At 61.6% G+C, this 21865-nt stretch carries 19 protein-coding genes; 2 read left to right on the plus strand and 17 right to left on the minus strand.

The genetic code is table 11. The features are described from left to right. Window positions 1-146: 146 nt before the first annotated feature. Complete coding sequence (carB, locus tag ACEWPM_RS03065; RefSeq protein ID WP_393964143.1) at window positions 147-3449, plus strand: carbamoyl-phosphate synthase large subunit; 3303 nt, start codon at window positions 147-149, stop codon at window positions 3447-3449. A 777-nt stretch (window positions 3450-4226) separates the two neighbouring features. Here carB and ACEWPM_RS03070 read toward each other — a convergent pair. The 4 genes from ACEWPM_RS03070 to ACEWPM_RS03085 form a co-directional block, all read right to left on the minus strand. After that, complete coding sequence (locus tag ACEWPM_RS03070; RefSeq protein ID WP_393961698.1) at window positions 4227-5924, minus strand: ABC transporter ATP-binding protein; 1698 nt, start codon at window positions 5922-5924, stop codon at window positions 4227-4229. Window positions 5925-5930: 6 nt separating this feature from the next. Further along, window positions 5931-7031, minus strand: coding sequence for an ABC transporter permease (locus ACEWPM_RS03075; RefSeq protein WP_393961699.1), 1101 nt, complete (start codon window positions 7029-7031; stop codon window positions 5931-5933). A 12-nt stretch (window positions 7032-7043) separates the two neighbouring features. Beyond that, a complete protein-coding gene (locus ACEWPM_RS03080) occupies window positions 7044-8000 on the minus strand; it encodes an ABC transporter permease (RefSeq protein WP_393961700.1) in 957 nt (318 codons plus the stop codon). Window positions 8001-8183: 183 nt separating this feature from the next. Further along, window positions 8184-9713: an ABC transporter substrate-binding protein gene (locus ACEWPM_RS03085; RefSeq protein WP_393961701.1), complete on the minus strand. Its 1530-nt coding sequence runs from the start codon at window positions 9711-9713 to the stop codon at window positions 8184-8186. Window positions 9714-9758: 45 nt separating this feature from the next. Here ACEWPM_RS03085 and ACEWPM_RS03090 point away from each other — a divergent pair, with 45 nt between their 5' ends. Then, complete coding sequence (locus ACEWPM_RS03090) at window positions 9759-10082, plus strand: hypothetical protein (RefSeq protein WP_420767995.1); 324 nt, start codon at window positions 9759-9761, stop codon at window positions 10080-10082. 14 nt (window positions 10083-10096) lie between these two features. Here the strand turns inward: ACEWPM_RS03090 and ACEWPM_RS03095 are convergent, their stop codons facing one another. The 13 genes from ACEWPM_RS03095 to rpmD all read right to left on the minus strand — a co-directional run bounded on the left by ACEWPM_RS03095 (window position 10097) and on the right by rpmD (window position 21862). After that, window positions 10097-11680, minus strand: coding sequence for an ABC transporter substrate-binding protein (locus tag ACEWPM_RS03095; RefSeq protein ID WP_393961703.1), 1584 nt, complete (start codon window positions 11678-11680; stop codon window positions 10097-10099). Between the two features lie 584 nt (window positions 11681-12264). Continuing rightward, complete coding sequence (locus ACEWPM_RS03100; protein WP_393961705.1) at window positions 12265-12462, minus strand: hypothetical protein; 198 nt, start codon at window positions 12460-12462, stop codon at window positions 12265-12267. A 164-nt stretch (window positions 12463-12626) separates the two neighbouring features. After that, a complete protein-coding gene (locus ACEWPM_RS03105) occupies window positions 12627-13940 on the minus strand; it encodes a replication-associated recombination protein A (protein WP_393961707.1) in 1314 nt (437 codons plus the stop codon). 3 nt (window positions 13941-13943) lie between these two features. Next, entirely contained in the window at window positions 13944-15335 is a 1392-nt protein-coding gene (locus tag ACEWPM_RS03110; RefSeq protein ID WP_393961708.1) for a trypsin-like peptidase domain-containing protein, read from the minus strand. Window positions 15336-15487: 152 nt separating this feature from the next. Further along, a complete protein-coding gene (gene rplQ, locus ACEWPM_RS03115; RefSeq protein WP_393961709.1) occupies window positions 15488-15913 on the minus strand; it encodes a 50S ribosomal protein L17 in 426 nt (141 codons plus the stop codon). Between the two features lie 136 nt (window positions 15914-16049). Beyond that, window positions 16050-17066, minus strand: a complete 1017-nt coding sequence (locus ACEWPM_RS03120; protein WP_393935149.1) for a DNA-directed RNA polymerase subunit alpha — start codon at window positions 17064-17066, stop codon at window positions 16050-16052. Window positions 17067-17179: 113 nt separating this feature from the next. After that, window positions 17180-17569, minus strand: a complete 390-nt coding sequence (gene rpsK, locus ACEWPM_RS03125; protein ID WP_076532328.1) for a 30S ribosomal protein S11 — start codon at window positions 17567-17569, stop codon at window positions 17180-17182. A gap of 15 nt (window positions 17570-17584) precedes the next feature. Next, window positions 17585-17953 (minus strand): 30S ribosomal protein S13, encoded by a 369-nt coding sequence (gene rpsM, locus ACEWPM_RS03130; protein WP_393935151.1) that lies wholly within the window; start codon window positions 17951-17953, stop codon window positions 17585-17587. 238 nt (window positions 17954-18191) lie between these two features. Continuing rightward, a complete protein-coding gene (locus ACEWPM_RS03135) occupies window positions 18192-18839 on the minus strand; it encodes an adenylate kinase (RefSeq protein ID WP_393961710.1) in 648 nt (215 codons plus the stop codon). Continuing rightward, a complete protein-coding gene (secY, locus tag ACEWPM_RS03140) occupies window positions 18840-20207 on the minus strand; it encodes a preprotein translocase subunit SecY (RefSeq protein ID WP_393961711.1) in 1368 nt (455 codons plus the stop codon). A gap of 115 nt (window positions 20208-20322) precedes the next feature. Beyond that, window positions 20323-20796: a 50S ribosomal protein L15 gene (gene rplO, locus ACEWPM_RS03145; protein ID WP_393961712.1), complete on the minus strand. Its 474-nt coding sequence runs from the start codon at window positions 20794-20796 to the stop codon at window positions 20323-20325. A gap of 137 nt (window positions 20797-20933) precedes the next feature. After that, the gene (locus tag ACEWPM_RS03150) at window positions 20934-21317 is read right to left on the minus strand and encodes an ectoine synthase (protein ID WP_393961713.1); all 384 of its coding nucleotides are present in this window, start codon (window positions 21315-21317) and stop codon (window positions 20934-20936) included. A 356-nt stretch (window positions 21318-21673) separates the two neighbouring features. Further along, window positions 21674-21862 (minus strand): 50S ribosomal protein L30, encoded by a 189-nt coding sequence (gene rpmD, locus ACEWPM_RS03155; protein ID WP_393961715.1) that lies wholly within the window; start codon window positions 21860-21862, stop codon window positions 21674-21676. Between the last annotated feature and the right edge of the window lie 3 nt (window positions 21863-21865).

Below are 21865 nucleotides of genomic sequence, written 5' to 3' on the forward strand. Positions count from 1 at the left end.
ATTCCCTCGGGCCATGCGCCCCTATCCCCTTGCGCCGGACGGGCGCATGGATATAACCGCCAACAATTTGCGCGCCCGCCGCATGCGCCACAAGCGGATGCACCCGGCGGGCCTCGCGCACTCACAGCTGCCAAACGGGGACCGCCATGCCGAAGCGCGACGATATCAAATCCATAATGATCATCGGGGCCGGTCCCATCATCATCGGGCAGGCCTGCGAGTTCGACTATTCCGGTGCACAGGCCTGCAAGGCGCTGCGCGAGGAAGGCTACCGCGTCATCCTGGTCAACTCAAATCCCGCAACAATCATGACCGATCCGGGCCTGGCCGATGCCACCTATATCGAGCCCATTACCCCCGAGATCGTCGCCAAGATCATCGAGAAGGAGCGGCCCGACGCGCTGCTGCCCACGATGGGCGGGCAAACCGGCCTCAACACCGCGCTGGCTGTCGCGGATATGGGCGTGCTGGAGAAGTTCGGCGTCGAGCTGATTGGCGCCAACCGCGAAGCCATCGAGATGGCCGAGGACCGTAAATTGTTCCGCGAGGCGATGGACCGGCTTGGCATCGAGAACCCCAAGGCGACCATCGCCAACACCATGCAGGAATGCATGGATGCCATTGATTACGTTGGCCTTCCGGCAATCATTCGCCCTGCCTTTACGCTTGGCGGCACGGGCGGCGGCGTCGCCTATAACCGCGACGATTACGAGCATTACTGCAAGACCGGCCTCGATGCGTCGCCCGTCGGGCAGATCCTGATCGACGAGAGCCTGCTGGGCTGGAAGGAATTCGAGATGGAGGTCGTGCGCGACCGCGCCGACAATGCCATCATCGTCTGTGCCATCGAGAACGTCGATCCGATGGGCGTACATACCGGCGACAGCATCACCGTGGCCCCTGCCCTGACCCTGACGGACAAGGAATATCAGGTGATGCGCAATCACAGCATCGCCGTGCTGCGCGAGATCGGGGTCGAGACGGGCGGATCGAACGTGCAATGGGCGATCAACCCCGTCGATGGCCGCATGGTGGTGATCGAGATGAATCCGCGCGTCAGCCGCTCGTCGGCGCTGGCGTCCAAGGCAACGGGTTTCCCCATTGCCAAGATCGCGGCCAAGCTGGCCGTTGGCTATACGCTGGATGAGCTTGACAACGACATCACGCAGGTGACACCCGCCAGCTTCGAGCCGACGATCGACTATGTCGTGACCAAGATCCCGCGCTTTGCCTTTGAGAAATTCGCCGGCAGCGAGCCGCACCTGACCACCGCCATGAAATCCGTGGGCGAGGCGATGGCAATCGGCCGCACCATCCACGAGTCGCTGCAAAAGGCGCTCGCCTCGATGGAGACGGGCCTGACCGGCTTTGACGAGATCGAGATCGAGGGCGCCCCCGAGGTTCCGGCGATCACCCGTGCGCTGGCCAAGCAGACGCCCGACCGCATCCGCGTGATCGCGCAGGCGATGCGCCACGGCCTGAGCGACGACGATATCCACGCGGTCACCATGTATGATCCGTGGTTCCTGGCCCGCATCCGCGAGATCGTCGAGGCCGAGGAAGAGGTGCGCGCCAGTGGCCTGCCCAGCGGCGAGGCAGGGCTGCGCCATCTGAAGATGATGGGCTTTACCGATGCCCGCCTTGCCATGCTGACCGGCCAAACCGAAGAGGCTGTGCGCGCCGCGCGCCGGGGCGCCGGCGTGAGTGCCGTTTTCAAGCGGATCGACACCTGCGCGGCCGAGTTCGAGGCGCAGACGCCCTACATGTATTCCACCTATGAGGCCCCGATGATGGGCGAGGTCGAATGCGAGGCGCGGCCCACGGACGCCAGAAAGGTCGTCATTCTCGGCGGGGGTCCCAACCGGATCGGCCAGGGGATCGAGTTCGACTATTGCTGCTGCCACGCCTGCTATGCGCTGTCGGATGCGGGCTATGAGACGATCATGATCAACTGCAACCCCGAGACGGTCAGCACCGATTACGACACCTCTGATCGCCTCTATTTCGAGCCGCTGACCTTCGAGCATGTGATGGAGATCCTCAGCACAGAGCAACAGAATGGCACGCTCCATGGCGTGATCGTGCAGTTCGGCGGTCAGACCCCGCTGAAGCTCGCCAATGCGCTGGAGGCGGAGGGTATTCCGATCCTCGGCACCTCGCCAGACGCCATCGATCTGGCCGAGGATCGCGAGCGGTTTCAGGATCTGGTCAACCGTCTGGAGCTGAAGCAGCCGCGCAACGGCATCGCCTCGACCGATGCGCAAGCCTTTGCGATTGCGGATGAAATCGGCTTTCCGCTAGTCATCCGCCCCTCCTACGTCTTGGGAGGGCGCGCAATGGAGATCGTGCGCGACATGCCGCATCTGGAGCGGTATATCGCCGAGGCCGTCGTCGTCTCGGGCAAAAGCCCGGTGCTGCTGGACAGCTACCTTTCGGGCGCCATCGAATGTGATGTCGATGCGCTTTGCGATGGCGAGAACGTCCATGTCGCGGGCATCATGCAGCATATCGAGGAGGCCGGCGTTCATTCCGGCGACAGCGCCTGCTCGATCCCGCCCTACACGCTGAATGCCGATATCATCGCCGAGATCGAGCGCCAGACAATCGCGCTGGCGCGCGCGCTGAAGGTCGTGGGCCTGATGAACGTGCAATTCGCCGTCAAGGACGGCGAGATCTACCTGATCGAGGTGAACCCCCGCGCCAGCCGCACCGTGCCTTTTGTCGCCAAGGCGACCGATAGCGCCATAGCCTCCATCGCCGCACGCCTCATGGCGGGCGAGCCTCTGGCGAATTTCCCGCATCGCGGCGCCTATCCGGCAAATGCCACCCCCGGCAGCCTGCCCATGGCCGACCAGATGACGCTGGCCGATTACGCGATGCCGTGGTTTTCGGTGAAGGAGGCGGTGATGCCCTTTGCCCGCTTCCCCGGCGTTGACACGATCCTCGGGCCGGAAATGCGCTCGACCGGCGAGGTGATGGGCTGGGATGTCAGTTTCGCCCGCGCCTTCCTCAAGGCGCAGATGGGCGCGGGTGTGAACCTGCCCACCGAAGGCCAGGTCTTCTTCTCGGTCAAGGAGGCGGACAAGACAGCGCAGATCACCGCAGCGGCCGAGATCATGATCGGCATGGGGTTCACCATCGTGGCGACACGCGGCACGGCGGCCTTCCTCAAAGCGCAGGGGATCGAGTGCACTGTCGTCAACAAGGTTTACGAGGGGCGCCCCAATATCGTCGACATGCTCAAGAACAACGAGATCGCCGTGGTGATGAACACGACCGAAGGCGCGCTCTCGGTCGAGGACAGCCGCGAGATCCGGTCGGTCGCGCTCTACGACAAGATCCCCTACTTCACCACCGCTGCGGCGTCTCTGGCGGCCGCTCAAGCGATGCTGGCGCGCGCCGAGGGGGACCTCAAGGTGATGCCGCTGCAAGGCCCGCAAGCGGCCTGATACGGGCCATGGCGGCGCCTTGGCGGGCGCCGCCACGATCACAACCTGTGACAAAACGGGCACCACGCGTGAGACGAAATTTTATTTCACCGCCAAGCGCGACGACCTACGGACAAATAATCACTCCAAATCAGTGGGTTGCAAGGTCACCCTCCAGTCATGCGGAATCGGCGCAGCAGCCATGCAGGCAATGCATGTAATTTTCTGTTTTTGCCCATTGTAATGACGAAAAAAAGCTGTAGATGCGGATCAGGGCATAGCAAGACGCCCTCGAGACGGAAGCGCAGACTAAAAGGAGGCACCCATGACCCGGGATCAACTGAACCGCGAACTTCGCATGCATAGTGCCACATGGCCTGCTGTGCTTTTCGTCTATGGCCTGATCGTCGGGACCATGGTCCTGTCCGCAATGTCGATGACCTGACATGCCGGCCTTGGCTGAATCATACCGGTTCGGCCTCTCGAAAAGTTCAGCAGATGCAGCGGCGGATGGGATGCCCCCATGCGCCAATTTCCAATTCTGACCGGGGAACGGAGACCCCCGGTTGCGATAAAAGCGATCGTACCCATGACCAGAGATCAACTGAACCGCGAACTCCGTGCGCATAGCGCGACATTTCCCGCCGTACTGATTGTCTATGCCGTGATTGTCGGCACGATGATCCTGACCGGGATGGCCATGGTCTGAGGACCGCAACGCAAAATTAGCAGCACATACCTAAAATAGAAGAAGCGGCGGATGACATATCATCCGCCGCTTTTGCTTGCATTCCGCGATCAGACCTTGGTTGCCGCGACCTTCTTGGCGTCGGGATCGATCTTGTCCGATGCGGCCTCGCCAAGATTTTCAAGGCCCCGCTCTTCCAGCAGCGTGGTCAGCCACTCGGGGTCCATCTCTGGAACCGAGCTGAGCAGAAGGTCTGTATAGGGGTGGTGCGGCGGCGTGAACATCTTGTCCTTTGGCCCCTGCTCCACCACTTGACCGTTCTGCATGACCACCACCTCATCCGCGATCGATCGAACGGTCGCAAGATCGTGCGTGATGAACATATAGGCCAGATTCAGCTCGTCCTGAAGACGATCGAGCAGGCGCAGGATACCCTCGGCCACCAACTGATCCAAAGCCGATGTCACCTCGTCGCAGACGATGAAGCTGGGCTCGGCGGCAAGCGCACGGGCGATGCCGATCCGCTGCTTTTGCCCGCCCGACAGTTCCGGCGGATAGCGGTTATAGTATTTCGACGGCTCCAACTCGATCAGGTCCAAGAGCTCGTCCACGCGGTTCTTGAGCGCAGCACCCGAGAGGCCCGAGTAGAATTTCGCGGGTCGCCCGATGATCTCGCTGATCTTGACCTTGGGGTTCAGCGCGGTGTCGGCCATCTGGTAGATCATCTGGCACTGCCGCAGCTGCTCTTTGTTGCGGTTGCGGTAATCGGCCGGGAACGGCTGACCCTTGAACAGCACTTCACCCTTTTGCGGCGGCAGAAGGCCGGTAATGACACGGGCGGTCGTCGACTTGCCAGAACCGGATTCGCCCACGACGGCGACGGTCATGCCCTCGTAGATGTCGAAACTCACGTCGTCGAGAATCTTGGGGCCGGCAGAATAGGCCGCATCGACATTCTTGACCTCGATCAGCGGCTCGCGCCCCTCGCGGGAACGCTGCGGAGACTCGAAGCTGCGGACGGCCCAGAGGGATTTGGTATAGTCCTCCTTGGGGTTATCCAGCATCTGCTTTGTCGGGGCCTCTTCAACCTCCTCGCCTTTCAGCAGAACCTTGATCGTATCCGCCATCTGGGCGACCACAGCCAGGTCATGCGTGATGTAGAGCGCGGCGGTGTTGAACTCGTCCACGATATCGCGGATCGCGGCGAGCACCTCAATCTGGGTAGTCACGTCGAGGGCCGTCGTCGGCTCGTCGAAGATGATCAGGTCGGGACGGCAGGACATGGCCATCGCGGTCATCGCGCGCTGCAACTGCCCGCCCGACACCTGGTGCGGATAGCGAAACCCGATCTCGTCCGGATTGGGCAGGCGCAGCTTGTTATAAAGCTCGATCGCATCCTCTTGCGCATCCATCCGCTTCTTCAGGCGGTAATGCAGCGGCGCTTCGGTGTGCTGGTCGATGATCTTGTGCGCCGGGTTGAAGGAGGCCGCCGCCGATTGAGCGACATAGGCGATACGCGCGCCGCGCAGGCCGCGCCGCTCGGCTTCGGTGGCGGTGGTCAGCTCCATCCCGTCGAACTCGATCGAGCTGTCCTCGGTGATGCGCGTGCCGTCACGGGCATAGCCCATCGCGGCGGCGCCAATGGTGGACTTGCCGGCGCCGGACTCGCCGATCAGGCCCATCACCTCACCCCGGTGCAGGGTAAGGTCCACGCCCTTGATGATCGGCACCCAGGTCTCATCCGTGTATCCCTCGATCTTCAGGTTACGGATCTTAAGCAGGACCTCTTTCTTCTTCGGATTTTCCATATTCAATTACTCCTTCAGTCCCGAGGACCGGTGCAGCATCCAGTCCACCACGAAGTTCACGCCCACAGTCAAAAGCGCGATGGCGGCAGCCGGTATAAGCGGTGTGATTTCACCGAACGAGATCAGGGTCGCATTCTCGCGCACCATCGAGCCCCAGTCTGCCGTGGGCGGCTGGATGCCAAGGCCGAGGAACGAGAGGCCCGCAACCAGCAGGAACACGAAGCAGAATTCGAGCCCGAATTCCGCCACGAGTGGCGCGGTCGAGTTCGGCAGGATTTCGCGGCGGATGAGATACCACATCCCCTCGCCGCGCAGCTTGGCGGCCTCGATATAGTCCATCACCACGACATCGCCCGCGACCGCCCGTGTCAGGCGGAAGACGCGCGGCGCATAGATGATGGCCACGGCGATGATGATGACCGGCATGGAGGGGCCGAAGATCGACAGCATCAGCAGGGCAAAGATCAGCGACGGGATGGACATGATCACATCGGCGACGCGGCCCATGAAGTTGTCGAACCAACCGCCTTTGGTGGCCGCCAGAAGGCCCGCGAAAGCCCCCATGAAGAACGCGGCCAGAGTTGCCGTCAGCGCCAGCCCGACGGAATTGCGCGTGCCGTAGATCAGGCGGCTGAACATGTCGCGGCCCAGCTGATCCGCGCCCAGCAGCATGTTCTCATCCGCCGGGGCAAAGGCCGACGCGATCACCTCGGCCTCGCCATGCGGTGCGATCATCGGCGCGAAGATGCCGGCAATCGCGTAGACGAAGATGACGAACATGCCGAACGCCGCCGTCAGGGGCGCCGTACGCAACTCCTTGGCCATCTCCTTGGAGACGATCAGGATCAGGAACTCGCGGAAGCCGTAGGACATCATCGCCGCCATCGCGATCACGAAGGCCGTCACGGCGATCATCGAGAGCGCGCTGGCGCCGCCGACAATGCCGACGATGATCGACAGCAATGTCAGCGAAAAGACCAGCAGGAATGGCGAGCGCTGGTTGTAATAGGCAAAGGCACAGGACGCGACCAGCAGAACCGTGAAGTACACGATCGCGAACATGCTGGGCGACATGCCAAAGTACAAAAGGGTCGAAATATCTTCCATTGTCTCTCTCCCTTACTTCGGATGCCGCAGGCGCGGGTTGGTCAGAATTGCGCCCACATCTGCCGCTAGGTTCAGCAGGATGAAGGTGGCGGCGAAGATCAGGCAGCAGGCCTGCACAACCGGGAAATCACGCTTGGATACCGCGTCGACCAACGCCTGCCCGATGCCGGGATAGACGAAGACCACCTCAACAAGGACAACGCCCGTGATGAGGTAGGCCAGGTTCAGCGCGACCACGTTGATGATCGGGGCCCAGGCGTTGGGCAGCGCGTGGCGCACGATCACCTTCCAGGGTGGCGTGCCCTTGAGCTTGGCCATCTCGATATAGGGTGAGGCCAGAAGGTTGATGATGGCGGCGCGGGTCATGCGCATCATGTGCGCCGTGACCACCAGAACCAGCGTCAGCGCCGGCAGGAACGTACGCTGCAGCAGTTCCCAGAAGGACATGCCGTCACTGAGGCTGGCAATGGCGGGGAACATGCCCCACTTGACCGAGAAATAGAGGATCAGGATGTAGCCGAGAAAGAATTCCGGGCTCGAGATCGAGGTCAGCGTCAGCACGTTTGCCACCCGGTCAAAGATCGAGTTGCGCAAAAGCGCGACGATTACGCCAAGGGTGATGGCGAAGGGAACCGCGATGACCGCGGCATAGGTCGCCAGGAACAGCGTGTTGCGGAACCGCTCGCCGATGACGCTCATCACCGGTTCCTGGGTCACGATGGAGCGCCCGAAATCGAAAAAGATCGCCCCCTTGAGCCAGTCGAAATACCGCACCAGCGCAGGATCATTCAGACCCATCTGCTCGCGCAGGTTTCTCACGTTTTCCTCGGTTGCACCTTGGCCCAAGACCGCCTCGGCGATATCGCCGGGCAGCAGTTCGACCATGAAGAAGATGATGACTGATATCACGAATAGAATGAACAGCCCCAAACCGAGCCGTTTTGCAACGAGCCCAAGAATGTCTCCCATTTGTCCCTCCTGCGGTTTTTTTCTTTTCTCACCGCTTGCGCGGCGCAGTATTCTTTAACGGCGATGGGCTGTGGCGGGTTCCACCAATGTCACCGGATAAGTCGATGATCCTGCCCGAAAATTTGCCGCGGCCCTCCCTTGAGGAAAAGGCCCGGCAGGTGTCTGCCGGGCCGCATCGTCAGGTCAACTGTCGAACCACCAGCGGCTGCAGGCGCGGTAGCCGTCGAGCTGCCAGGCGTTGGTGTATTCGCCAGTCGTGCCGATATTCTTGCGCTTGCCATAGACGAAGTTCATCCAGTAGGGGATCACCGTGCCCCCGTCGTCCCTGGCGAGGATCGCCATGTCGCGATACATCTCGGCGCGCAGGCTGTCGTCCAGCTCGGACTTGGCCTGGTCCAGAAGCTTGTTGAACTCCTCATTCTGCCAATGCGATTCGTTCCAAGCGGCATCGGATTTGTACGCAAGGCTGTACATCACGTCCGGCGTCGGGCGCGCGCCCCAGGCGACCATGCAGAACGGTTTCTTCAACCAGACATCGGACCAGTAACCGTCGTTTGGCTCGCGCTGAACCTTGATGTCGATACCGGCGGCCTTGGCATGCTCGGCATAGAGGATCGCCAGATCGACCGCACCGGTGGCGATGGAATCGGCACTGCTCAACGTGACCGACAGGTTCTCCTTGCCGGCCTTCTTCAGCAGCGATTTCGCCTGGTCCGGATCGTAGGTGCGCTGTTCGATATCCTCGGGATAGTAGGGCATCGCCGGCGAGTGGTGGAAATCGTTCGCGACGCTGCCCGCCCCGAACAGGATGGTCTCGACCATTTCCTCGCGCTTGATCGACAGCTTCAGCGCGTTGCGGACGTCCACATCGTCGAAGGGCGCGACATCGCAAAACATCGGCATCGTCACCGTCTGCGCCGAAGGCACGTTGATCACGTCGACCTCCGCATGACGCTCCAACAGCGCCATCGTCTTGTTCTCCAGCCAGCTTGTCGCGTCCGCATCGCCAGTGACCAGGGCGGTCTGGCGCGCGTTGGGATCGTTGATAAACGTCACCTCGACCGCATCGAAATAGGCACCCTCGCCGTGCCAGTCCTCGTGGCGGGTCAGCGATGCGCGCAAGCCAGGCTCGAATACGTCCAGCTTATAGGGGCCGCAGCCATCGCCGGATTTCCAATCGGCAGTGCCATCATCATTCGCAGGCAGGATGACCAGGTGATAATCGGTCATCAGCCAAGGCAGGTCGGCGTTGCCGGCGTCCATCTTGAATGTCACGGTATGCTCGTCGTCGGCGACGATTTCGTTGATGCCCGTCATCAGCGCCTTCGCGGTCGATGTGCTCTCTTCGCCGCGGTGCAGGTTCATCGAGGCGATGACATCCTCGGCCGTTACCTTCTTGCCCGAATGGAACGTCGCCTTGGGGTTCAGCTTGAACGTCCATTCGGACGCATCCTCCGATGCCGACCATTCCGTGGCCACGTCACCCGCCAGAGTACCGTCCGGCATGATCTGGGTCAGGAAGGCGCGGAACGTGTGGGCCAGCATGATCTCGGCGTTGGATTCGTAAAGGCCCGGATCGTGGCTGTCGCCCGAGTTGCCGTCATGCTGGGCGAGGCGGAACGTGCCGCCGCGTTTGGGTTCGGCCCGGGCGGCGGTGCCCCAAAGGCCGGTGGCGGCGCTGGCGGTCATGCCTGCGGCCATTGAATAATTCATGAAGGATCGCCTTGAGATACGCCCTTCGCGGGCGGCATGTGCAAGGTGGTCCAACATCTGCTGATTGACTGGGTTTTTCATATCTTCTCCCTTAGACCAATATTCTTATTATCGCGCGACCGGCTGAAAGCCTGCGGCGTTCTGGCAGTGTCGGCGCTATATCTCGACATCTTGGGTGCGAAAGCGACACTTGACCAACAAAACACGAATGAACTGTTCCATCCACAAGATTATATCAAGCTGATGATTTTCATAAATTTTCTTGAGGGGAAAATTTATTGCCTGCCGCGAACTCTGCGCAGAGTTGACCTGCCCGCCGTAGGCCCGGCAGCGAAGACGAGTCCGGCATCCCATGATGCCGGACCCTGAATATGCCTGCGCGATCAGCTTGCGAACCACCAACGGCTGGGTCCGCGCGCGCCGTCCAGCTCCCAGCTGGGCGCCAGATCGTCGCCGGTCTGCACGTTGCCGCGCACCGCATAGACGAAGTTATTGAAGAACGGGATGATCGTGCCCCCGTCATCCTTCGCCAGCAGAGCCATCTCGCGATACATCTCGCTGCGGCGCTCGTCGTTCAACTCCGCCTTGGCCTGAACCAGCAGCTCGTTGAACTTCTCGTTCTGCCAGTGCGACTCGTTCCAAGCCGCATCCGACGCATAGGCCAGGCTATACATCACGTCGGGCGTGGGGCGTGCGCCCCAGCTGACGGCGGTGAACGGCTTCTTCAGCCAGACATCCGAGTAGTAGCCATCGTTCGGCTCGCGCACGACATTGACCTTGATGCCCGCCTTGCTGGCCTGCTCGGAGTAGAGCACGCACATGTCGACCGCACCCGAGAACACCGAGTCCGCGGTGCTGAGGCTGACTTCCAGTCCTTCCGCACCGGCCTTCTTCAGCAGCGACTTGGCCTGATCGGGATCATAGCTGCGCTGCTCGATCCCCTCGGGGAAGTAGGGCATCGCGGGGCTGTGATGGAAATCATTGCCCATCGTCGCCTCACCGAAAGCGATCTTCTGGATGATCTCGTCGCGGTCCATCGCCAGTTTCAGCGCGTTACGCACATTGACATCATCAAAGGGCGCCGTGTCGCAGAACATCGGCATCGTGATCGCCGCAGCCGAAGGCACCGACAGGATCTCGATGTTCGGGTCACGCTCCAGCAGCGACTTGGTCTTGAGGTCGACCAGCGACACCGCGTCCACGTCGCCCGTCACCAGCGCCGTTTGACGCGCGTTGGGATCGTTCAGCACCAGCATCAGCAGCTCGTCGAAATAGGCGCCCTCCAGGTGCCACCCGTCGTGGCGCGACAGGCGGAACTGAACGCCCCACTCGGCCTCGTCGATCTTGTAGGGGCCCGAGCCGTCGCCGGACTGCCAATCGATCGTGCCGTCGCCGTTGCTGGGGCAGATGGCAAAATGGTAGTCGGTCATCAGCCACGGAACATCGGCATTGCCGCCATTCAACTCGACCACGACGGCATGATCCCCGTCCGCGCGAATGTCGGACACCGAAGTCAGCAGCGACTTCGCCGCCGAGGTCGACTTCTCACCGCGGTGGAAGTTCAGCGAGTCGACCACATCCTCGGCCGTCACGGCCTTACCCGAGTGGAAGATGGCATCGGGGTTGATCTCGAACGTCCAGACAGATGCGTCCTCGTTCGGCTCCCACGCGGTGGCCAAGTCTTTGCCCAAGGTGCCATCGGGATTGATCATCGTCAGATACGAGCGGTACTGGTGCGCCAGATAGATCTGCTGGCGGCTGACATAGGTGCCGGGATCATGCGTATCGGACGAGTTGCCGTCATGGATGCCAAAGCGGAACGTGCCACCCTTTTGCGGGGCTGCGTTCGCCTTGCTGGTCCAGAGACCGGTCGCCGTGGTGGCGCCGACGCCGGCGGCCATCGAGTAATTCATAAAAGAGCGGCGCGAGATGTCGCCGGTTTTCGCGGCATTGCCCAGTCGCGTCATCAATTCGCTATTCTTAAACTTAGTCACAATAGATACCTCCGATTTTGATTGAATTCTGCTGTTCGCAATCAGACCGCGCAGCCGAAAAGCGCACTTTAACGCGCGCCCGTTCGTTGGGCCTCCCCCGTCTTCGCTCGACCGCGCGATGCGGGCCAGTGACAGAGTGAGTGTCGGTCTGCAAAATGATAGTCCGATTGCGACATGCGCAGATGAAAACACGTATCTTGCCGCACCGCCAGCAAGAATATGCCCAAATGCCTTATTTTTATGGCTTGACCCTATGATCGACCGACCTAAACCCCTTAAAAACAGAGCCATGACAACCGTCTGTGACGTAGCGTCATCTGGCCGCAATGCAGCGTAAATGTCGCAAACAGACAATTATGACGGGAAAATTGACGCGCATCGCGGCGCGGCCCGTCCGTGATTGGTCATATTCAACTGATCAATCGACCATCACTTCGTCGCCCAGACGGCTTTCGGGAGCGAGGCGTGTGACCTCGGGTTCGTTGTATTTGGGCATCTCGGGTTGCGGCTGATCCATGGTCACAACGGGCTGGGCCTACGGCAGGTCGATATCCGGATCAGGCACGGTCACACCGACGGTGGCAGATTACGCGATCGACGACGACCTGTCCGCCGGCCACATTGGCGCTGGACCTGGCAGTATCGCTCTCGAACGCGACGTCGTCGCTGATTGTCTGCGCAAAAGCTGCCGAGCTGACGGTCATGAGCGCCGCAACGGACCCGCCGAGGAAGAGCGTTGACTTGGGCTTTGTCATCCAGGTTCTGTTTTTGCCCGTGGAATACACGGGGTATATTCGCCTTCACGTCACTGTGACCGGCGCTGCGTTACAATCCGAGGCCGTCGCCGCACGGTTCCAGAAATTATTATGGTGCCGATGAGGGAACTGGCGACCGCGCAACGCATTGGCGCAGGTTCAGGTCATGTACGCCGCGTGCGCAGCTTGCCAAAATAGTCCAGCCGCTTCTTCAATTCCCGCTCGAATCCGCGCTCGACCGGCTGGTAAAGCACCGGTCGCTTCATCGTATCGGGAAAGTAGTTCTGACCTGAAAACGCATCCTCGGCATCGTGGTCATAGGCATAACCAGCGCCGAAGCCCTGCTCTTTCATCAGTTTGGTGGGTGCGTTGAGAATGTGTTTGGGTGGTGGTTCGGACCCGGTCTTTTTCGCTTCGCGCATCGCCGCCTTGAAGGCCGCATAACCCGCATTCGATTTGGGCGCGAGGGCAAGGTAGATCACCGCCTGACCCAGCGCCAATTCCCCTTCTGGGCTGCCCAGGCGCTCATATGTCTCCCACGCGTCCAGGCAGACGCGGTGCGCATGCGTGTCAGCGAGCCCGATATCCTCGACCGCCATGCGGGTGATACGCCGCGCCAGGTATCGTGGATCCTCGCCCCCGGTCAGCATCCGCGCCAGCCAATAGAGCGCCGCGTCGGGGTCGGACCCGCGCACGGATTTATGCAGCGCCGAGATCAGGTTGTAATGCTCGTCGCCCGACTTGTCGTACTTCGCGGCGCGGCGCATCAGGCGGGAGGCCAGCCCCTCGGTGCCGAGCTTGCCGTCGATCTTCCATGCCATGATCTGTTCGATCAGGTTCAAAAGGGCGCGCCCGTCGCCGTCGGCCATCTCCAGCAGCGCCTCGCGCGCAGGGCCGTCGAGGGGCAGCGCGCGATTCAGCTCGCGCTCGGCCCGCTGTGCAAGGCGCTCCAGATCGGCCAGATCCAGACGGGTGAGGATCAGCACCTGACTGCGGCTTAGAAGGGCCGCATTCAATTCAAAACTAGGGTTCTCGGTGGTCGCGCCGACCAAGAGGATCGTGCCATCCTCCATATAGGGCAGGAACCCGTCCTGCTGCGCCTTGTTGAAGCGGTGGATCTCATCCACGAAGAGTAGCGTGCCCTGCCCGTTCTCGGCGCGGTGCTTGGCCTCCTGAAAGACTTTTTTCAGCTCGGCCACGCCCGAAAAAATGGCGCTGATCTGGATGAAATGCAGGTCCGTTACATCGGCCAGAAGGCGCGCGATGGTCGTTTTGCCCACGCCGGGGGGCCCCCAGAAGATGAGGCTGCCAAGGCTACCGGCGGCCAGCATGACGCCCAAAGGCGCCTCATCGCCCAGCACCTGCTCCTGCCCGATCACCTCGCCAAGGGATTTGGGCCGCAGAAGGTCGGCAAGCGGGCGATGACCCTGCGGCTGGCCTGTCGGGGGCGTATCGCCAGTATCGAAGAGATCCGCCATGATCTATAGCCGGAAGCGCATGGTCAGCCGCCGCTGCCCGCGCTGGATATCCAGGGCAAGGCGCCGCTCGGCCGCCTCAAGCGCCGCCTCGGCGCTGAAGCTGTCGGTAACGGCGGCGCCGTTGATGCCGAGGATGACGTCGCCCGCCCGCAGACCGGCACGCGCTCCCACATCGCCCGGATCCTCGACCAGCACGCCCTTCGCGATCAGCGGCAAGTCATACTCGGCCATCACGGCGGGATTGACGGTGCTGAGCGTAACGCCCGGCACGGCGGCGCGCGCCCCGGTCGTCAGCGTCGCGCGGGGCGGCTCATCGGGGGCACGCAGCATCGGCACGGCAACCTCGCGCGCTTCGCCCTCCTGAAGAACTGTCATCGCCACATCGGCACCAAGGCCCGCCACGCTCATGCGGTAGATCATCTCGGCGGGGCCATTCACTTCCTGACCGTCCACAGCGAGGATCACGTCACCCGGGGCCAGTCCGGCGGTACCGAAGGGGCTGGCCGGATGCATGTCCGAAAGAATGATGCCGCCCGCCCGCCCAAGACCCAGCCCCTCGGCCATGTCATAGGTGACGGGCTGGCCGCTGACGCCCGCCCACGGACGCTGAAACCGCGTCTCGCCCGCGCGGGCCTGATCGACGAACTGGCGCACCAGCGTGGCGGGGATCGCAAAGCCGATCCCGTTCGAGCCGCCCGAGCGGCTGAGGATCGAGGTGTTGATGCCAATCAGCGCGCCATTCACATCCACCAACGCCCCACCCGAATTGCCGGGGTTGATCGGCGCATCGGTCTGGATGAAATAGCCGCGCGCATTGCCGGTCGCTGTTCCCGAGCGCGCAAGGCCTGACACGATCCCGCTGCTGACCGTCTGGCCCACGCCAAAGGGGTTGCCCACGGCCAGCACCAGCTCGCCCACCTCGACGCTATCGGAGGCGCGCAATTCCAGCGCAGGCAGATCTTCGCCACCCTCAAGCTGAAGGATCGCCAGATCGCTTTCCTCATCCGCCAGAAGAACGGTAGCGTCGAATTCGCGCCGGTCGTTCAGCACGACGCGGATGTCGGTCGCCTGCCCCACCACGTGATAATTCGACACGACAATGCCATCGCTGCCCAGAATCACACCCGAGCCCAGCGAGTTCTCCACACGCGGGCGCTGGCCGGCGAAATTCTGAAAAAGCTGGCCGAAGAACGGGTCATCCGCGAAGGGGCTGGCGCGGCCCTCGATCACGCGGCGGGCGTAGATGTTGACTACGGCAGGGGTCACTTCTTTGACCACCGGCACGAATCCCAACTGTATTTGCGCGCTGTTTTGCGGCACCGCCATCTGCGCCGAGGCGGGCGTGGCCAGAGGAGCGGTGAAAGCTATGAGCGCAATGGCGAGGGGTTTCAGCATGGGCGCCTCGGAAAACTGTCTACGAAAGGTCGTGCCCACGCGATATGCGCCCCGACGCGCGCGATTGCAAGTTTGCGAGAGTCTGCCCTGAGACGCAAAAACCCCCGCCGGATCCGGCGGGGGCCTTTGTCACCTGCCCGTGCGGGCGATGTTTAGTCTTCGTCCATCGACGCCATTTCGGCTGCGACGCGTTCCTTGTCGGCCTTGCCCTTGGCAGCTGGATCGCGGTCAACGAATTCGATGATCGCCATCGGCGCCATGTCGCCATAGCGGAAGCCGGCCTTCAAGACGCGGACATAGCCACCCTGACGGTCTTTGTAACGCGGCCCCAGAACGGCGAACAGCTTCTCGACATACTGGTCCTGCTTGAGCTGTGAGGCAGCCTGGCGGCGGGCGTGGAGATCGCCGCGCTTGCCCAGCGTGATCATCTTCTCGATGATGCGGCGCAGTTCCTTGGCTTTCGGCAGTGTCGTCTTGATCTGCTCATGTTCGATGAGCGAGCCAGCCATGTTCGCCCAGAGCGCCTTGCGGTGCTCGTGGGTGCGGTTCAGGCGGCGATAACCTCTTGCGTGACGCATGTGTAATACTCCTAAATTTGCCCTCTACAGGCGGTTTTGCTTTGTCTGGCGGCGGGGTGCGTGCCGCGCCGCTCTCCTTGGGGCATGTGCCCGGTCGTGTCAGCAGGCCGGGATGTTTCGCCCGGCCTGCATAAAATCAAAAGGCGTCTTCGAATTTCTTCGCCAGATCCTCGATATTGTCGGGCGGCCAATCCTCGACATCCATGCCAAGGTGCAGGCCCATGCCCGACAGCACTTCCTTGATCTCGTTCAAGGACTTGCGGCCGAAGTTCGGCGTGCGCAGCATCTCGGCTTCGGTCTTCTGGATCAGATCGCCGATATAGACGATGTTGTCGTTCTTGAGGCAGTTGGCCGAGCGCACCGATAGCTCCAGCTCGTCCACTTTCTTGAGCAGAAGCGGGTTGAACTCGAGACCGTCATCGTCGTCCTGGCGGCCCGCGCTTTCGGGCTCGTCGAAGTTGACGAAGATGCTCAGCTGATCCTGCAGGATGCGGGCGGCGTAGGCAACGGCGTCATCCGGTGTGATCGAGCCATCGGTTTCGACCTTCAGCGTCAGCTTGTCATAGTCCAGCACCTGCCCCTCGCGGGTGGGTTGCACATCATAGCTGACACGGCGGACCGGGCTATAGATCGCGTCCACGGGGATCATGCCGATCGGCGCGTCCTCGGGCTTGTTCTTGTCTGCGGCGACATAGCCCTTGCCGGTGTTGACCGTCAGTTCCATGAAGAGGTCAGCGCCCTCGTCGAGGTGGCAGATCACGTGATCGCGGTTCAGAACCTCGATGCCCGAGCTGTCCGAGATATCGCCAGCGGTGACGATGCCGGGGCCCTTGGCACTGATCGACAGGCGCTTGGGGCCTTCGACTTCCATGCGGAGCGCGACGCCCTTGAGGTTCAGGATTATGTCGGTGACATCCTCGCGGACACCCGCAACGGACGAGAATTCATGCAGCACGTTGTCGATCTGGACAGCGGTGATGGCCGCGCCTTGCAGCGACGACATCAGAACGCGGCGCAGCGCGTTGCCCAGCGTCAGGCCAAAGCCCCGCTCAAGCGGCTCAGCGACGACCGTTGCGTGACGCGCGGGATCATTACCCGGCTTGACGTCCAGCTGGGTCGGCTTGATCAGTTCAGCCCAATTTTTGTGGATCATGTGTCCCTCCATACCAGTTCTGCCCGCATGTCCGACGGCCAGAACGCCCGAGGTTTCAAAATGACGTAAATGGGGCCGCGCGGACATGCGCAGCCCCACTTGAAATAGAGGCCTCAGACGCGGCGGCGCTTAGGCGGACGGCAGCCGTTATGCGCCATCGGCGTCACGTCGCGGATTGACGTGATGTTGAAGCCGACAGCAGCGAGGGCGCGCAGCGCGCTCTCGCGGCCCGAACCGGGGCCCTGCACTTCGACTTCCAGCGTGCGCATGCCGTGCTCTTGCGCCTTCTTGCCTGCATCCTCTGCAGCCAACTGAGCGGCGTAGGGCGTCGACTTGCGCGAGCCCTTGAAGCCGCAGGAGCCGGCCGAGGACCATGCAATCGCGTTGCCCTGAACGTCAGAGATCAGGATCTTGGTGTTGTTGAACGAAGAGTTCACATGCGCAACGCCGGTGGCGATGTTCTTGGAAACCTTCTTCTTCGTGCGGCGGGTATCGCGTGCCATGTCGTGAGCCCTCCCTTATTTCTTCTTGCCGGCAATGGCCTTTGCGGGGCCTTTGCGGGTGCGAGCATTGGTATGGGTACGCTGACCGCGAACCGGCAGGTTCCGGCGGTGGCGCAGACCGCGATAGCAACCAAGGTCCATCAGACGCTTGATGTTCATCTGCGTCTCACGGCGCAGGTCGCCTTCGACGGTCAGGTTGGCGTCGATGTACTCGCGCAGGGCGACAGCTTCGGTGTCGCTCAGCTCGTTGACGCGGCGCGATGCGTCGATGCCGACGGCTTCGCAGATGGTCTTGGCCGTCGAATGGCCGATACCGGTGACATAGGTGAGGGCGATGGGAACCCGTTTGTGCGTCGGGATGTTGACGCCGGCGATACGTGCCACGTGCATATTCCTTTTCGTTGCGAGCCCGTAATTCCGGGCCCTTTTTTCACAACGCAGGCCCAAGGCAGACGCCCCAGGCCGTAGCTGAATTCAGGTGATCGATTCGGCATGGGGCAAGCCCCAAATGAATCAGCTCCCTTGTGGGATGGTGCTGGTTAGGAGGATTTGCGCGGGGCGTCAAGGGCGGCGCGCAAATCTTGTGCGCCGCACCCCTGCCCGGTGCCGTTGTGGGCTAAGATCAGGCGTCCAGAACAGCCGCGATCGAGGCGGTGACATCTTCCATGCTTCCCAGACCGTTGACGGTGCTCAGCATGCCCTTGGCGTAGTAATAGCCGATCAGGGGCGACGTCTTCTTGTAGTATTCCATGAGACGGTTGCGCAGCGCCTCCTCATTGTCATCGGCGCGGCGGACAAACTCATGCGCCTCGCCGCAGCTGGTGCAGACACCGTCCTCGGGAATGGGCTTGGTCTTGTCGTTATAGACCGCGCCGCAGCCCGCACAGGTGGAGCGCGACGTGATGCGCTCGACCAGCGCCTCGTCATCGACCTGCATCTCTATGACGGCATCCAGGCTCTCGCCGCAATCGGCCAGAAGCTGGCCAAGCGCGTCGGCCTGCGGCAGCGTGCGGGGGAAGCCGTCAAAAATGAAGCCGCCGCCCTTGCCCTGCTCCAGTTTTTCGCGGATGAGGCCGATCACGATCTCGTCGGTGACCAGATCACCGCGCGCCATCACTTCGGCCACTTTCTTACCCATCTCGGTGCCGGAGGCCTTGGCTTCGCGCAGCATGTCGCCCGTGCTGAGCTGGATCATGCCACGTTCTGCAACCAGATGCTGGGCCTGCGTGCCTTTGCCCGCGCCCGGCGGTCCGAGAAGAATAATGTTCATTTACTTACGTCCTGTCCCTTTGCGCCGTGCACGGCGCTTTCCTTTGCCGCCGAGCTGCGATTTTTCGATCAAGCCCTCATATTGATGTGCCAGAAGATGGCTCTGCACCTGCTGGATGGTATCCATCGTGACCGACACGACAATAAGAACCGAAGTGCCGCCGAAATAAAAGGGAATGGCAAACTGTGCGCGCAAAATTTCCGGCAGCAGGCAGACCAGCGCCAGATAGCCCGAGCCGAGGACAAGAACGCGGCTGACGACATATTCCAGATACTCCGCCGTCCGCTTGCCCGGACGAATGCCGGGAACAAAACCGTTCTGGTTCTTGAGATTGTCCGCAACCTCGTCGGGTTTGAACGCGACGTTGTATGTGTAGAAATAGGCAAAGAACACGATCATACCGGTGAAGAACAGCAGATAGAGCGGCTGACCGGGGCCGAAATAGGCGAGGATGGTGGACATGATCGGGCTGGTGCCCTGCCCGCCCGAGAACGTGCTGATCGTGGTCGGCAACAGTAGCAGCGACGAGGCGAAAATCGCCGGGATCACGCCCGCCGGGTTCACCTTGATCGGCAGGTGCGACGATCCGCCGTCATAGACCTTCATCCCCACCTGGCGGCGCGGATACTGGATATGCACCTTGCGCAGGGACCGCTCCATGAAGACCACGAAGGCGATCACGGCGATCACCATCACGATCACGCCGACGATGACAGCCGGGCTGATCGCGCCCGAACGGCCGCTGGCAAAGAACTGTGCGAGGGCGGCGGGCACTTCGGCGATGATGCCGACGAAGATGATCAGCGAGATGCCGTTGCCGATGCCGCGCGCGGTGATCTGCTCGCCCAGCCACATCAGGAACATGGTGCCGCCGACCAGCGTGATCATGCACGAGACGATGAAGAACGTGCCGGGATTGGTGACCAGATCGCCTGATTGCAGGCTGACCGCGAGGCCGTAGGACTGCAGCGTCGCCAGAAAAACGGTGCCGTAGCGGGTGTACTGGTTGATCTTCTTGCGCCCCGCCTCGCCCTCCTTCTTGAGCTGCTCAAGCGCCGGAACCATCGCCGTCATCAGCTGCACGATGATCGAGGCCGAGATATAGGGCATGATTCCAAGAGCAAAAATCCCCATCCGTCCCAGCGCGCCGCCGGTGAACATGCTGAGCATGCCGCCGATGCTGGCACCCGCGTTCGACATGAATTCCCGCAGCTCGACGCCGTCGATGCCGGGCACCGGGATCCAGGTGCCGAGGCGATAGACGATCAAGAGCATCAGGGTATAGACGATGCGCTTGCGTAGATCGGTGGCCTTGCCGAGCGCTGCCCAGCTGGTGTTGGCCGCCATTTGTTCTGCTGCAGATACCATTCGGGTCTCTTTCGGAATGACAAACGCCGCCGGGGTGCTGTTTTCCAGCGGCCCGGCGGCGTCCGTTTTGAAAACTACGAAGTGTGTAAGCGGCAGGCGCGCCGCTCACAACCTCTTATTCAGCCGCCTGCGCGCTTGTGACTTTCAGTGAGCCACCCGCCTTCTCGACCGCCTCGACGGCCGACTTCGATGCGCCGCTGACTTCCAGAGTGATCTTGGAGGTCACGTCGCCCTTGGCCAACACGCGGACACCGTCCAGCTTGCGGCGCACGAGGCCCGACGCGATCAGCGCGTCCTCGGTGATGGCGCTACCTGCGTCCAGCTTCTTGTCGTCGATGAATTTCTGAATCAGGCCCAGATTGACCACGGCATAGGCCTTGCGGTTCGGCTTGTTGAAGCCGCGCTTGGGCAGACGCTGGTAGAGCGGCATCTGGCCACCCTCAAAGCCCTTGATCGCCACGCCCGAGCGGGACTTCTGACCCTTGACACCACGGCCACCGGTCTTGCCCATGCCCGAACCGGGACCACGGCCAATGCGCTTTTTCTTCTTGGTTGCGCCGTCGTTATCGCGCAGTTCATGCAATTTCATGTCGCTTCTCCTTGTGCCGGATGCGGCCCCCAGCGACGGGAGCGGCCGAACGCGGCTTTGCGTGAGTTGTGAGTCGGCAAACCCGCCGACCTCGGGCGCGTATAGCGGGGGCGGCGGGCGCTTGCAAGAGTGCGGGGTCAGTCTGGCGGATTGTAACTGCCATCCGCATCATGCGTTTCGGTGCCGGTCAAGGCGGGCGTGAACACACAAAGAAGGCGCATGCCGGTGCGCGCGCGGATGATATGTGCATCATGCGCGTCCAGCACATACATCGTGCCGGGGACCAGTGGCCATGTGCGGCCCGTCGCCACCTCCTCGATCTCCCCCTCGCCTTCGATGCAATAATTCGCCTCGACATGGTTTTTGTATTCAAGGCGCTGCGTACTACCCGCCTTTATCAGCGTGTCGTGAAACGAATAGCCCAGACCGTCGCGCGCCAATAGGATCCGGCGGCTCTCAAAGGCGTCTCCCACAACGTCGTCGGGGCTCCCGAGTGTGTCGGCGAGTGTCTTGACGAACATGAGCGCTTTCCTCGCAATGTCGGCCGCCTTGACGGCGTTAACCTTGGTTAACATAGTGGTGGAATTACATTTCAGGATATTCCACCGTGATCAGATCATTTGCCCTCGCCTGGACAGTTGCAATGCTTTCACTGGTGCCGATTTCGGCACAGGCCCGCGAAAATGACGCGTCAACGCGGCCCGATACCGCTCCTGTCGCCCATAGCGGGGGCTGTCGCAAAAGTTCGCCCCCCGGGAAATGCTGCCACGCGGGATCTAAGCCGCTTCATTGCCACTAGAAAACGGCGCCTCAAAAAGAAAAACGACCCGGCCATATCTGACCGGGGCGTTTCCATCTCAAAGACAGAGCTGAAGCCTCAGCCCTTCTCTTCCAAAATCTGGACCATATGCGGGATCTTGTTGATCATGCCGCGGACCGATGGAGTGTCCTCCAGCTCGCGCACGCGGTGCATCTTGTTGAGGCCGAGGCCGATCAGCGTTGCGCGCTGCTCGGCGGGGCGGCGGATCGGGCTGCCGATCTGCTTGATCACGATAGTCTTGGCCATGTC

The sequence above is a fragment of the Roseovarius maritimus genome (genome assembly GCF_043355895.2).
Lineage (GTDB): Bacteria > Pseudomonadota > Alphaproteobacteria > Rhodobacterales > Rhodobacteraceae > Roseovarius > Roseovarius maritimus.

Coding starts and splice junctions, on each gene's coding strand:
- carB (WP_393964143.1), top strand. CDS start 147: ATGCCGAAGCGCGACGATATCAAATCCATAATGATCATCGGGGCCGGT.
- ACEWPM_RS03070 (WP_393961698.1), bottom strand. CDS start 5,924: ATGGAAAATCCGAAGAAGAAAGAGGTCCTGCTTAAGATCCGTAACCTG.
- ACEWPM_RS03075 (WP_393961699.1), bottom strand. CDS start 7,031: ATGGAAGATATTTCGACCCTTTTGTACTTTGGCATGTCGCCCAGCATG.
- ACEWPM_RS03080 (WP_393961700.1), bottom strand. CDS start 8,000: ATGGGAGACATTCTTGGGCTCGTTGCAAAACGGCTCGGTTTGGGGCTG.
- ACEWPM_RS03085 (WP_393961701.1), bottom strand. CDS start 9,713: ATGAATTATTCAATGGCCGCAGGCATGACCGCCAGCGCCGCCACCGGC.
- ACEWPM_RS03095 (WP_393961703.1), bottom strand. CDS start 11,680: ATGACGCGACTGGGCAATGCCGCGAAAACCGGCGACATCTCGCGCCGC.
- ACEWPM_RS03100 (WP_393961705.1), bottom strand. CDS start 12,462: ATGACAAAGCCCAAGTCAACGCTCTTCCTCGGCGGGTCCGTTGCGGCG.
- ACEWPM_RS03105 (WP_393961707.1), bottom strand. CDS start 13,940: ATGGCGGATCTCTTCGATACTGGCGATACGCCCCCGACAGGCCAGCCG.
- ACEWPM_RS03110 (WP_393961708.1), bottom strand. CDS start 15,335: ATGCTGAAACCCCTCGCCATTGCGCTCATAGCTTTCACCGCTCCTCTG.
- rplQ (WP_393961709.1), bottom strand. CDS start 15,913: ATGCGTCACGCAAGAGGTTATCGCCGCCTGAACCGCACCCACGAGCAC.
- ACEWPM_RS03120 (WP_393935149.1), bottom strand. CDS start 17,066: ATGATCCACAAAAATTGGGCTGAACTGATCAAGCCGACCCAGCTGGAC.
- rpsK (WP_076532328.1), bottom strand. CDS start 17,569: ATGGCACGCGATACCCGCCGCACGAAGAAGAAGGTTTCCAAGAACATC.
- ACEWPM_RS03135 (WP_393961710.1), bottom strand. CDS start 18,839: ATGAACATTATTCTTCTCGGACCGCCGGGCGCGGGCAAAGGCACGCAG.
- secY (WP_393961711.1), bottom strand. CDS start 20,207: ATGGTATCTGCAGCAGAACAAATGGCGGCCAACACCAGCTGGGCAGCG.
- rplO (WP_393961712.1), bottom strand. CDS start 20,796: ATGAAATTGCATGAACTGCGCGATAACGACGGCGCAACCAAGAAGAAA.
- ACEWPM_RS03150 (WP_393961713.1), bottom strand. CDS start 21,317: ATGTTCGTCAAGACACTCGCCGACACACTCGGGAGCCCCGACGACGTT.
- rpmD (WP_393961715.1), bottom strand. CDS start 21,862: ATGGCCAAGACTATCGTGATCAAGCAGATCGGCAGCCCGATCCGCCGC.